The sequence below is a fragment of the Corallococcus sp. CA047B genome, assembly GCF_003612065.1.
GTDB lineage: Bacteria > Myxococcota > Myxococcia > Myxococcales > Myxococcaceae > Corallococcus > Corallococcus praedator.
In genome coordinates, this window is the sequence record NZ_RAWD01000304.1 from 1 (window position 1) to 11,480 (window position 11,480).

Sequence of the window (11,480 nt, forward strand, 5' to 3'; positions counted from 1 at the left end):
GCCCATCACCCACACCAGCCACGCGGTGGTGCCGAGCAGCGCGAAGCCCAGGAACTGCTTGCCGCGCTCCATCCACATGCCCGGCTTCGGCAGCCGCTTCGTCAGCCCCGGCACCAGCACCAGCACGCAGAAGGGCAGCGCCAGCCCCAACCCCAGCGCCAAGAACACCGCCACCACCGTGGCCGCGCCCGCCGCGAAGGCGAAGCCCACCGCCGTGCCCAACAGCGGCGCCGAACACGGCGTGGCCAGCACCACCGCGAGGACGCCCTCGCCCGCGCTGCGCATCAGGCCGTGGCTCTGGTCCACCTTGCCCGCCAGCGCCGTGCCGTCCGCGCCCAGCGTGTAGACCCCGAAGAGGTTCAGCGCGAACGCCACCAGGATGGCGCTCACCGCCGCGACGAACAGCGGCTCCTGGAACTGGAAGCCCCAGCCCACGCTCGTGCCGCCCGCGCGCACCGCCAGCACCGCGCCCGCCAGCAGCATCATCGTCGCCAGGATGCCGCCCGCGTACGCCGCCGCGTGCGGCGCCACCTTGCCCTTCTCCTCCTGCACCATCCGCGTGAAGCCGTACGCCTTGAGCGCCAGCACCGGGAACACGCACGGCATCAGGTTGAGCAGCGCGCCGCCCAGGAACGCGAACACCAGCGCGAGCCCCAAGCCCATCGGAGACTCCGCCGCGACCGGGGCACTGGCCGCGACCGCCGGCGCCACCTTGCCCGCCGCGTCCTTCACCGACGGCAGCTTCAACGGCGCGGGGCCCGCCGCCACCGCTCCGTCCGCCACCACCGGCGCGAGCGGCGCGTCCACGTCCACCGCCGTGAAGCCCGTGGCCTGCGTCCCCAGGCGCAGCGCGCCCGTGAGCCGGGGCTCGCCCTTGGGCACCACCGGGGACGCCTTGCCCTCCAGCGCGAAGCGGCCCGCGCCCGAGGGCTTCAGCGCCACCACATCCACGCCCGCGATGCGGCCGGGTACGAAGAAGTCACCCTCCACGTTGCCCGCGAACGGCTTGCCGTCCGCCGTCGTCACGGTGAGCGTGCCGGTGAAGGGCTTGCCCGCGGTGAGCGTCGCGCCCTCCAGCGCCAGGGCCACGCGCGGCGCGCCCTCCGCGCCCGGAGCCGCCGGCACCTGGGCCTGCGCGGCGTCGAACAGCGGCGCGAACTCCGCGTCCGTCACCGTCTCCGGGCCCACCGGCAACGTGCGCGACAGCACCAGCTGCGCGGGGATGCAGTGCACCTTGCACGCGAGCGCGTCCACCGCCGTGGACACCGTCAGCGTGCCGGTGGCGGACTCGGACACGTGCGCCGGGGCGAACAGCAGCACCTCGTCGTGGTAGCCGTGCGTGGTGATGAAGCCGTCCGGCGTGCGGAAGGTCTGCGGGAACGGCCAGCGCAGGTCGCCCACCTGGACGCCCGGCGCATCCCACGACACCTCCGTGGCCAGCCCCGAGTCCCCGGGGTTCTTCCAGTAGACGTGCCAGTCCGGGTCCAGCTTGAGGCGCACGCCCACGCGCAGGTCGCCGCCCGCCTTCACCTGGGTGGCGTCCAGCAGCAGCGCGCCTTCCAGACGCGGGTCGCCCTCGTCGGGCGCGGTGCTGCCCACGGCGGTGGCCGGCAGCGCGGCCTGCGCCACGGCCCCCAGCAGCAACATCGCCACCGCGCCCAGCCCACCGAGCCGGCTTCCAGACTTCTTGCGCCACGGATGCGTCATGCGACTCCCGTTAATCCACCTGGGAACGCCGTGCTACCTGGGATGCGTCCCCTGAGGGTCCAATCAACCTTCCAGGCAGCCGGGCATTCCGCACACCCGCACGCCGGGCGTGGCGGGAGCCCACCTCGGGTCCCGTCGCACTCAGGTACGCCCCAGGGGACGGGAGGTTACGGCTTCTCGTCCGTCTTCCAGGGGAGGATGGCCGCGCCGTTCCCCGCGGGGAGGGCGCCCCCGTTGGCCGCCACCGGCAGGGCCGGCCCGATGCGGCTCATGGTGATGCGGGACACCTCCGACTGGGCCCTGCGCACCCCCAGCGCGGACGGCTGGGCCGCCCGGCGCTCCACCGCCCGGCGCAGGTCCGCCAGCCGGTCCACGTGCCGCTGCGCGGGGACATCCGCCGCGCCCAGCCGGGCCAGCTTGTAGAGCCCCTTGTCCGCGCCCTCGAGCGCCCGCTCGGCCGCTTCCTGCTGCCGCCGGGACAGGGCCTTCCACGCGGCGGCCTCGAAGGACACCAGCTCCAGCTCCGCGGACACGGCGCGCACGAAGCGGCCCTCTTCACTGTCCGGCAACAGGCGCGTCACCGGCACGGACATCCGCCGGGTGTCGTTGTGCTCCGTGTACGAGGCGGTGACGGTGAGGTTCCACTCGCCCTTCTCCAGCACGCCCGCGAAGAGGACCCGGCGCGCGAACGCGTGGGACACCGCGCCCAGCGACGCGCTCATCGCGTCGCCTTCCACCCGTGACGGGTAGCGGTGACGGCAGCGCAGGTCCGCGAAGCCGGTGGGCAGCACGTACACGCGCGCGTCCGACACCACCTCGCCGAACAGCTCCGCGCCCAGCGCGCCCACCGCCAGCGGCAGCCCTTCCGCGTCGTCCACGTGCGTGAAGCCCGTGCCGGACGGCCCCGTGAGGGCCTCCAGGATTTCCGGCAGGTAGTGCCGGCCCAGCCCCAGCGCGTGCAGCGCCACGCCGGAGTCCGTCACCCGCGTGCCCAGCACCTTGAACTCGCCCAGCGCGGTGGGGCCCACGGAGGGCTCGCCGTCGGTGAGCATCAGGAGCTGCGGGCGGGCGCCCGGCACCAGCACGCGCCGCACGGCCTCCGCGCCGCGCTCCACGGCCTCGTGCAGCGCGGTGCCCTCGCCGGACTCCAGGCGGGACAGCGTCTTCAGGAAGGCCGCCTTCGCGCCCGCGTCCATCGCGCGCACGGGCAGCACCTGCTCCGCGTCCGCGTCGAAGGTGAGCAGCCCCACGTAGTCGCGGGGGCCCGCGCGCTCCACCAACGCGCGCGCCGCCTCCACCGCCGCCGCCAGCGGCGCGCCCCGCATGGACGCGCTGCGGTCGATGACCAGGTTCACCGCCACCGGGGCCCGAGGCGTCTCCGCTTCAGCCTCCAGCGTCACGAGCAGCAGCACTTCGCGGCCGCCTTCCGCGTCGCGCTCCACTGCCCAGGCCGTCTGCTTCATCCGCACTCCCGCATGGTGGATGGGGCCATCCTGCCGCGAATCCGTCGCGAAGACTCCCCCTGGCCCCGGACGCCCCTGGCTCTGGCCCGCGTCCGTCCCGGAAGTCCTGCCGCTGGCAGACAGGATGTCGGGTTTCCGGTCGTGAAAGCAACGGAGGCGATCAACGCGCGAGGGCCCACCCACGGCGACCCAGGACGTCCTGCGTCACCCACGGTTCCGCAGAACCGTTCAGCCCTTTACGGATTTACTTCCAGAGCGGTCGAAGAAAGTCGGCCCGCCAACCCTGGCCCGGGGGCTCGACCCTTCCAGACGAAGGGGAGCGCCGCGTCCAGCGCACTGCATCAACGCCCGGGAGTGCAAGCTCCCCGACTTCCAAACGAATGCCCCCGCGCAGTCCACCGGCCGCGGGGGCCCCGGCTCACTCCACCACGTCCCAGCCGCCCCAGGCCTCTTCGTCCAGGTGGCCCCAGCGCTGGCCGTCCACGGGCTGCAGGGGCACCACGGCCTGACCGTCATCGCCCGTGTAAAGGTAGTCCCGCCCCTCATCCAGGTACGTGCTGTCGTCGTGGCTCATGTCCGGCTCCTTGGCGCTCCGTTCACGGGGTGTACGGCCTGGATGGCTCGCATCCCCTTGGACGCCCTGCGTCGGTCACCGGGCCCGCCCCATGCGGGTCCCTTTACAAGCACTGCTTGACCGATTTACGAACATGTTGGGAGTTCGCCCCGGCTTTGTAAAGCCCTCGGGTCCTCAAAGTTTCTTTGGCGTCGGGCGCCCCACGTCCGGCCGCCTGCCGTCCAGCAGGCCAGGCGCTGTTGTGATACCGGACACGGGGGCATGGCCCGACCCAGGAAGGCCTCCTGCCGGACACGCCCTTTCTGCACGAGGCTTGATTCGAGAATCACCCCTGTTAGGGTTGACGAACACTCAAGAATTGCCGCAACGCGGCAACCCGGCGCCCCACGCCGTGCGGCCCCAGAGGTCCCGAGGTTCCATGAGTCCCATCATCACAGGCCTGCTGCTGGTAGGCGCTCTCTCCGTCTTCATCATCACGATGTCCGGCCGCGCGGGCGTGCTGCTCGCGATGAAGAAGGAGAACCGGCTGGACCACATCCCCTATCGCGTGGCGCAGTTGGTGCGCTTCGGGCTGGGGCAGAAGCGCATGGTGGATCCGGAGGAGTTCACGCCGGGCCTGTTCCACATCTTCATCTACGCGGCCTTCATGGTGCTGGCGCTGCGCACCATCATGATGTTCGCGATGGGCTTTTCGTCCACCGCGCTGGAGGTGCTCACCGACCTGAGCCACCCGGCGTGGGACGCGGCGCCGCCGCTGCTGCTGCTGTACAAGCTGTACCTGCTGGTGAAGGACGTGGTGGCGGGGCTGGCGCTGCTGGGCGTGGCGTACTTCGTGTGGACGCGCTGGAAGGTGAAGCCGGACCGCATGTCGCAGTCGTGGGAGGCCTACCTCATCCTGGGCTTCATCGCGGGCTTGATGGTGACGGAGTTCATGTTCGGCGGCAGCCACATGGTGGCCGCGCACGCCGCCGCCGCGCAGGTTCCGGTGGGCGCCACGCAGGTGCCGGCGACGCCGTCCGCGATGGTGTGGTGGGAGCCCATCACCAGCGTGACGGGTCTGCTGATGATGCCGCTGGGTCCCACCGTGTCGCACGTGCTGGGCGTGGCGGGCTTCTTCATCCACCTGACCATCATCCTGGCGTTCCTGAACTTCCTGCCGCTGGGCAAGCACTTCCACATCATCACGGGCCTGCCCAACGTCTTCTTCCAGCGCACGCACTCCACCGGAAAGCTGCCCACGCCCAACCTGGAGAAGGAGGAGTTCGGCGCCGCCACGGTGAAGGACCTCACCTGGAAGAACGGCCTGGACCTGTACTCCTGTACCGAATGCGGCCGGTGCCAGACGCACTGTCCCACGTACATCACGGGCAAGCCGCTCACGCACAAGGCCGTCAACCAGGACCTGAAGCACTGGCTCTGGGACAACGAGCGCTGGGTGGAGGAGGGCTACGGCCCCAACGGCATCAAGGAGCCCCTGCCGGAAATCATCGGCAGCGCGCTGAAGGCGGAGACGGTGTGGGCGTGCACGAGCTGCGGCTGGTGCGAGCAGGCGTGCCCGGTGTTCATCGAGAACGTCCCGCGCCTCATCGACATGCGCCGCTACCAGGTGCAGGTGAAGGCGGAGTTCCCACCGGAAATCCAGCGCGTGTTCGAGGGCATGGAGCGCCAGGGCAACCCCTGGGGCATCGGCCAGGACCAGCGCGACGAGTGGGCCTCCGACCTGGCGCTGCCCACCTGGGGTGACGACGGCGGCCCGTACGAGTACCTGTTCTTCGTGGGCTGCGCGGGCAGCTACGACGACAAGCAGAAGAAGGTCAGCCGCGCGCTGGTGAAGATTCTCCGCGAGGCGGGCGTGTCGTTCGCGACGCTGTCCAAGCAGGAGATGTGCAACGGCGACTCCGCGCGCCGCATGGGCAACGAGTACCTGTACCAGACGCTGGCGAAGACGAACGTCGAGTCCTGGAACTCCATGGGCGTGAAGGCGGTCATCACCCAGTGCCCGCACTGCTTCAACACCATCAAGAACGAGTACCCGGAGTTCGGCGGCGAGTACCGCGTCATCAACCACACGCAGCTCATCAACGAGCTGCTCAACGAGAAGCGCATCAAGCTCTCGTCGGTGATGAACACCAGCACCAAGCTGACCTACCACGACCCCTGCTACCTGGGCCGGCACAACGGCGTGTACGACGCGCCCCGTGAAGTGCTCAAGAGCATCCCGGGCCTGGAGGTGGTGGAGATGCAGCGCAGCAAGCGCGAGGGCTTCTGCTGCGGCGCCGGTGGCGGCCGGATGTGGATGGAAGAGCACATCGGCACGCGCATCAACCACAACCGCATCAACGAAGTGGCCCTCACGCTCAAGCACGCGGAGGACCCGACCACGCCCTTCCCGGACGCCGCGGACAAGAAGAAGCCGGGCATGGTGGGTGACTACAAGGAGCAGGGCGGCAGCGGCATCGTCGCGGTGGCCTGCCCCTTCTGCTCCACGATGCTCAACGACGCGAAGAACGACACCGGCCGCGAGCAGATCCAGATCAAGGACATCACCGAGCTGGTCGCCGACGCGCTGGAGCCCCAGCACAAGGGCGGCACCGTGTCCCCCAGCCCCGTGGTGAGCGCCAAGCCGGAGTAGCGGCAACAGGCCTCTGGATGTGACGAGGGCCCGGTGGCTCCCCGAAATGGGAGCGGCCGGGCCCTTGGTCTTTTCAGCGCGGAGGGCGCTACTTGCGGCCCTTGTCGGAGCCCTTCTCCGAGCGCAGCACGCGCTCCAGGCGCTTGGTGGCGCCGTCATCCCCCAGCTTGCCGACGACGTAGGCGCTCGCGGAGGCGAGCTTGCGGCGGAAGTCGTCGGGGGCGATTTCGGAGGGGCGCGAGGGCAGCTCCGTGAGGCCCTGGTTGGCCAGGAGCGTGCGGGCCAGGTCCTTCTCGTCGTCGGTGGCCTTGGAGGACAGGAGCGCGCACACCTTGATGTGGCCGTAGGCGGCGGCGGTGACGAAGGGCGTCTCCCCCAGGTTGTCGGGCAGGGACGGGTCCGCGCCCGCCTCCAGCAGCAGCCGCACCAGGTCCTCGCGGCCTACGCGCGCGGCGGCCATCAGGGGGGTGCGCCCGTCGGCGTCGAAGGGGTTGGGGTCGGCGCCCGCGTCCAACTGGGCGGCAAGGGCGGCGCGGTCTCCCGCGTTGACGGCATCGAACAGGGACACGGTGTACACCTCCAGCAACGGCGGGCAGCATCGCGTTTCAGGGGACGCGATGCCAGGGCACGCCCCTGCTCCGGGGTCCTACGGCGGGGCGCCCGGCGGATTGCCATTTCGCGTCACCCGCGGGCCCCTTAGACAGGGCGACGAGCGCCAGGAGCGTGGCGCAGGGAGGAGTCCCCGTGTCACCCATCGAAGCCCGCGTCCTGGGCACATCCTCGAGATGAAGGCGTCATGACTCCAACGGTGCTGGTCGCAGTCATCCTGGGCTTCGTGGTCGTTCCCCTCGCGATGATGGTGAGCCTCCTCCGGAAGCGAGGACTCACCCAGCGTCTCCGACAGGAGGGGCTGCGCACGCAAGGCGACGTGCTGGGCATCACGAAAGACGATGAGGGCCCCGACGTGGTGCACTACGCCTTCTTCCTCCCGGATGGCTCAAGGATTGAAAGCGAGGGCCACAGCAAGGCATCGGGCCAGCTGTGTCCAGGGGCTCCGCTCGACATCCTCTATCTGCCGGAAGATCCCCGTCAAAATCAGCCCGTGGACGGGGGAACGGGACAAGTCCGCTTCATCCTCGAGATGATCTTCCTCATCGGCTTCATGCTCACGGCGGCGATCCTCTTCATCAAGGAGGAACTCACGCCCCCCGAGAGTCCTCAGCGACCTTCGCCCCAAAGGCAATTGAGACCCTTCGAGCCGCAGCCGCCCCGGGCCGCTCCCCCCTCAAAAGGAACGCCTCCGCTGGGCTCGTATTAGAGGCGGAAGCAGAAAGGGGTCACCCATGTCCCTCATCGCGGCCCGCGTCCTGGGTGCATCGTTCGCGGCCATTGGCCTGACGATGCTGGTGCTGACGTGGGGGATGTACCGGCGCGACGCGCGCATCGTGGACGAGGGCGCCCACGCGCAGGGCACGGTGCTCAAGAAGGAGTTCCTCGCGTACTCGGATGACAGTGAGTACGTGCTGCACTACGCGTTCCCCCTGCCCGACGGCACGCGCATGACGCATCACCGCGACATCTCCTCCGGGCTGTGGAAGCGCCTGCGCGTCGGAGACCCCATCCAGGTGCTCTACAGCCGCGAGCAGCCGCGCTGGAGCTTCCCCGAGGGCCACGGGCTGATGTCCCTGGGGCTCGCCCTGTTCTTCACCGTCGTGCTGGTGCCCTTGAGCCTGCTCGGGCTGTTGGTCCTGCTGGCCCGGGCCGGGCCGGCGTCAGCGGACGTTGCTTCGGCGTCCACCCCTCCGCCATCCTGAGCACCCGCTCAAGAGCCACCAATGAACGTCCAATTCGTCCTGTTCGAGCTGTTCACCCTGGTGGTCACGCCCCTGCTCCTGCTGTGGGCCCGACATACGTACCAACACCACTCGCGGCTGCGCCGGAAGGGCATGCACGCACGCGCGACGATCACGGAGAAGGTCATCCACCACGGCGGTGGCTCGCGCAACAGCAGCACCTGCACCCTGCACTACGTCTTCTCATTGCCGGACGGCACGGAGCTGCACCACTCCTACGAGGACCATGCGACGACCTGGTTCGGCCTGTCCAAGGGCTCCGAGGTGGACGTCGCCTACTGGCCCAATGATTTGAGCTGGAGCCTGCCCGAAGGTGGCGGAGTCAGTGGACCGCTGTTCTCCGCCTACTCCGCCCTGGCCGTCATCGTGTTCTGCGCCGGGCTGTACGTGCTGGTGGACCGTGTCTGGGAACCCGAACCCGGTCCCTCGGAGCCCCCTCCCGCCGAATCGCAGATGCGCCCCCTGCGGCGAGGACCTTGAAGCCCGGCGGTTGATTCGACCGCCGCCCACCCGTCATCCTGGGGACACCATGGAACTCTCGATGCTGGCCGGCCTCCTGGTGGGCTTCCTGGGACTGCCCTCCCTCGTCCTGGGACTCCTCATCTACTCCCGCCGCCTGGTCGTGCGGCTGGAGCGGGAGGGGCTGCACGCACGGGGCAAGGTGGTCCGCGTCAGGAACCCCCGGAGCAACAAGAGATCCGTCGATTACGCCTTCCGTCCGCCGGAGGGCCCGGAGCTTCAAGGCAGCTTCCAGGAGTGGCCCCCGCCGGCCTCCGAGCAGACCCCAGGCTCCCCCGTCGACGTCCTCTACCTGGCGGATGCGCCGCGACATCACATGGCCGTGGGCACGGGCCTCAGCCGGAGGTTCTTCCTCTTCATCGCGACCGTGCTCGTGTTGTTCGCGAGCACAGGCACCCTGACCGCGCTGCACGAGTACTTCACCCGACCGGAAAAAGCGCGCCCAAGCACCACCCCGGCGCCCCCATGAACCGTCAGATGGGCCCGTAGAAGGGCTCGTTCGCGGCGGGCACCGCGAGGGTGACGGAGCTGGCCGTCGAGGACACCGGGGCGCGGTAGATGCTTGGGTCGCCGCCGGAGTCGTTGAAGAGGAAGCCCAGCGTGGTGCTGCCTGTCCAGCTGGGGAAGCTCTCCTGCACGGTGCTCGCGGTGTAGTCCGTCAGCCGCCGCAGGCTGCCGCTCAGACCCACCGACGTCACGTTGCCCACGAAGATGCGCGTGCTGCCGGACGACAGCCGCGCGTCGAGCGCCACCTGCCGCCCGTCCGGAGACACCACCGCGCGGTTCGCGATGGCCAGCACCTCGTTGCCCAGCGACGACGTATAGGAAGGGCTGCCACCGCCCACCGGCACGAACGCGAGCTGGTTGTACTGGAAGGTGTTGCTGCCCGCCGGCGCCACCACCGTCGTCCCATTGGGGAAGAAGGACGGCGACCCGTGATTGATGGTCGCGCCGGGCGTCAGCTCCGTGAAGCCGCTGCCGTTCACCGCGATGCGCGCCAGCGAGCTGATGGACCCGGAGCCCCGGTCGAACGCGAACACGATGGTGCGCCCATCCGGACTGAACGTCGGGCCGCGGAAGTTGGTGCACGTGCCGCACGCCGCGTCGTTGGTGCTCAGGAGCGTCGCCACCGGACCGCCCGTCGTCGGCACTGTCTGGAGGGACGACGTGCTGCCCACCCGCTGCACGAACACGATGCTGGTGCCGTCGCGCGAAATCGAAGGCGTGTACGCGTTGCCCGCCGTCGTCAGCCGCTCCGGGCTGTTCGGGTCGCCGTCGTCATCCACCACGTAGATGTTCCGGTCGCTGCGCACGAACGCGAAGCCCCGGTCGAAGAGCACGTCGCCGGTGGTGCCACCGCCACCCGGTTCATCCAGGGGCTCGCACGCGCCCAACAGACCCACCGCCACCACTGCTCCGAGCCACCGCCGCATCCCCATCATCGCTGTCTCCCGCTGTGCCGCCGGCCCTGCCACACGTTCGCCCGAAGCCTACAGGGCACGCGGGCTGGGACGTCAACGCACGCGGAGGCATTCATCGCCCCCGTGTCGGGAAGTCCGGGAGCGCTCAGCGGTTGAGGCGGTTCAGCTCGTTGCGGCAGACGTTGCAGGGGCCCAGCTGCTTGCGGTCGATGTCCTGGGGCGCCTGCGGGAAGAACATCACGCAGCGGGAGTCCTCGCAGTAGGACAGGCCGATGAGGTGACCGGCCTGGTGCACGGCCTCCACCTGGACGCGGCGGCGCAGCGTTTCGCCCTCCGCGCCCTGGCGCAGCCGGAACAGGCTCATCACCGCGACCTTGGACTCCCGGTCCGCCTCACCGAAGACGAAGGGCGAGTCCGGCACGAACAGGTCCGCGTCCGTCACCCCCATCACCAGGTCCTGCGGCGCGTCCTCCAGCAACGTGCCCAGCCTCCGCATGATGGCGTTGCAGTGGTACTGGCCCCGGTCCTTGTTGAAGGCGTAGGCAGGGGACGACAGCGCCGTCCGGCTCACGACCGCGCTGACGCCCATGTGGGTCATCAGCGGTTCCTGCAAGGCGTTCACGAGCGCAGTCGGTGGACTGCCCACGGTGACCAGCAGGAGCGTCTTCTGCGGCATCAGCCCACCGCCTTCTACCTCCGGACGGACGTTGACCGCGTCCCCCCGGAGCGGAGTGGCTGGGGCGCAAGGATTCGAACCTTGATAATCAGAGTCAAAGTCTGACGTCCTGCCATTAGACGACGCCCCAGCAGGTTCGCACGCGTACTTTCGGGCCGATACTACGGCATCTCGACGGGCGCGGGAACCCACTCTGACGATGGGCCTCTTTCTGCGTGGAGTGTGGGGGGTGGATCACTCCTCCAAGCCCCCTCTGGAGGCCTGCCGGGCGGACGGGGTGTCGTCCACCCGACAGGCCCCTCCCCCCACCTCAGCCCTTGAGCACGGCCAGGGGGGTGAGTCGGACGCGGGGCGTCACGAGGTCGGCCTCGTCCTCCAGCACCTCGGAGAGGTCCCGGTAGGCGGCGGGGGCCTCCTCCACCAGCGAGGGGGCCCGGGCCGGGTCGAACACCACGCGGCGCAGGGCGTGGACGAGCGCGTCCGGGCGGATGCGGGCCCGGGCCTCCGTGCGGGTGAGCACGCGGCCCGCCCCGTGCGAGCAGGAGCGGAAGGCGTCGGGCGCACCCCGGCCCTCGACGACGTAGGAGGCCGTGCCCATGGAGCCGGGGATGAGGCCCCGCGCCCCCACCTCCAGC

General features: G+C 69.9%; 12 protein-coding genes and 1 tRNA gene. 5 read left to right on the forward strand and 8 right to left on the reverse strand.

Annotated elements, in window-relative coordinates:
* The 3 genes from D7X74_RS33145 to D7X74_RS43230 form a co-directional block, all read right to left on the reverse strand.
* On the reverse strand, positions 1–1,707 hold a 1,707-nt coding region (locus D7X74_RS33145), incomplete at its 3' end, for a protein-disulfide reductase DsbD domain-containing protein (protein ID WP_120537009.1).
* Between the two features lie 167 nt (positions 1,708–1,874).
* Positions 1,875–3,170 carry a VWA domain-containing protein gene (locus D7X74_RS33150; protein WP_120537010.1) on the reverse strand — a complete coding sequence of 432 codons (1,296 nt, stop codon included), beginning with the start codon at positions 3,168–3,170 and terminating at the stop codon, positions 1,875–1,877.
* A 418-nt stretch (positions 3,171–3,588) separates the two neighbouring features.
* Entirely contained in the window at positions 3,589–3,744 is a 156-nt protein-coding gene (locus D7X74_RS43230; RefSeq protein WP_158620426.1) for a hypothetical protein, read from the reverse strand.
* Between the two features lie 418 nt (positions 3,745–4,162).
* On the opposite strand from D7X74_RS43230, the gene D7X74_RS33155 reads away from it, so the two are divergent.
* Positions 4,163–6,376, forward strand: coding sequence for a (Fe-S)-binding protein (locus D7X74_RS33155; protein ID WP_120537011.1), 2,214 nt, complete (start codon positions 4,163–4,165; stop codon positions 6,374–6,376).
* 88 nt (positions 6,377–6,464) lie between these two features.
* Here D7X74_RS33155 and D7X74_RS33160 read toward each other — a convergent pair whose 3' ends face one another.
* The gene (locus tag D7X74_RS33160) at positions 6,465–6,944 is read right to left on the reverse strand and encodes an ankyrin repeat domain-containing protein (RefSeq protein ID WP_120537018.1); all 480 of its coding nucleotides are present in this window, start codon (positions 6,942–6,944) and stop codon (positions 6,465–6,467) included.
* Positions 6,945–7,172: 228 nt separating this feature from the next.
* Between D7X74_RS33160 and D7X74_RS33165 the strand changes: the two genes are divergently transcribed.
* Genes D7X74_RS33165 through D7X74_RS33180 form a run of 4 tightly spaced genes read left to right on the forward strand, consistent with a single transcriptional unit; the run spans position 7,173 to position 9,217 of the window.
* Complete coding sequence (locus tag D7X74_RS33165) at positions 7,173–7,694, forward strand: DUF3592 domain-containing protein (RefSeq protein WP_120537012.1); 522 nt, start codon at positions 7,173–7,175, stop codon at positions 7,692–7,694.
* Between the two features lie 25 nt (positions 7,695–7,719).
* The gene (locus D7X74_RS33170; protein ID WP_120537013.1) at positions 7,720–8,190 is read left to right on the forward strand and encodes a DUF3592 domain-containing protein; all 471 of its coding nucleotides are present in this window, start codon (positions 7,720–7,722) and stop codon (positions 8,188–8,190) included.
* 21 nt (positions 8,191–8,211) lie between these two features.
* Positions 8,212–8,709: a DUF3592 domain-containing protein gene (locus D7X74_RS33175; protein WP_120537014.1), complete on the forward strand. Its 498-nt coding sequence runs from the start codon at positions 8,212–8,214 to the stop codon at positions 8,707–8,709.
* 49 nt (positions 8,710–8,758) lie between these two features.
* Complete coding sequence (locus tag D7X74_RS33180) at positions 8,759–9,217, forward strand: DUF3592 domain-containing protein (protein ID WP_120630694.1); 459 nt, start codon at positions 8,759–8,761, stop codon at positions 9,215–9,217.
* A 4-nt stretch (positions 9,218–9,221) separates the two neighbouring features.
* On the opposite strand, the gene D7X74_RS33185 is transcribed toward D7X74_RS33180, so the two are convergent.
* From D7X74_RS33185 to D7X74_RS33200, 4 genes are all read right to left on the reverse strand, one after another.
* Positions 9,222–10,181, reverse strand: coding sequence for a TolB family protein (locus D7X74_RS33185; protein WP_370450830.1), 960 nt, complete (start codon positions 10,179–10,181; stop codon positions 9,222–9,224).
* Positions 10,182–10,314: 133 nt separating this feature from the next.
* The gene (locus tag D7X74_RS33190) at positions 10,315–10,845 is read right to left on the reverse strand and encodes a non-proteolytic archaemetzincin-like protein (protein ID WP_120537017.1); all 531 of its coding nucleotides are present in this window, start codon (positions 10,843–10,845) and stop codon (positions 10,315–10,317) included.
* A 56-nt stretch (positions 10,846–10,901) separates the two neighbouring features.
* Positions 10,902–10,975, reverse strand: a tRNA-Gln gene (locus D7X74_RS33195).
* Between the two features lie 180 nt (positions 10,976–11,155).
* Positions 11,156–11,480, reverse strand: a 325-nt coding sequence (locus D7X74_RS33200; protein ID WP_147446771.1) for an RtcB family protein, incomplete at its 5' end; no start/stop codon positions are given.

Excerpts from the sequence above, each read along its gene's own strand:
- D7X74_RS33150 (WP_120537010.1), bottom strand. The coding sequence starts at position 3,170 with ATGAAGCAGACGGCCTGGGCAGTGGAGCGCGACGCGGAAGGCGGCCGC.
- D7X74_RS43230 (WP_158620426.1), bottom strand. The coding sequence starts at position 3,744 with ATGAGCCACGACGACAGCACGTACCTGGATGAGGGGCGGGACTACCTT.
- D7X74_RS33155 (WP_120537011.1), top strand. The coding sequence starts at position 4,163 with ATGAGTCCCATCATCACAGGCCTGCTGCTGGTAGGCGCTCTCTCCGTC.
- D7X74_RS33165 (WP_120537012.1), top strand. The coding sequence starts at position 7,173 with ATGACTCCAACGGTGCTGGTCGCAGTCATCCTGGGCTTCGTGGTCGTT.
- D7X74_RS33170 (WP_120537013.1), top strand. The coding sequence starts at position 7,720 with ATGTCCCTCATCGCGGCCCGCGTCCTGGGTGCATCGTTCGCGGCCATT.
- D7X74_RS33175 (WP_120537014.1), top strand. The coding sequence starts at position 8,212 with ATGAACGTCCAATTCGTCCTGTTCGAGCTGTTCACCCTGGTGGTCACG.
- D7X74_RS33180 (WP_120630694.1), top strand. The coding sequence starts at position 8,759 with ATGGAACTCTCGATGCTGGCCGGCCTCCTGGTGGGCTTCCTGGGACTG.
- D7X74_RS33185 (WP_370450830.1), bottom strand. The coding sequence starts at position 10,181 with ATGCGGCGGTGGCTCGGAGCAGTGGTGGCGGTGGGTCTGTTGGGCGCG.
- D7X74_RS33190 (WP_120537017.1), bottom strand. The coding sequence starts at position 10,845 with ATGCCGCAGAAGACGCTCCTGCTGGTCACCGTGGGCAGTCCACCGACT.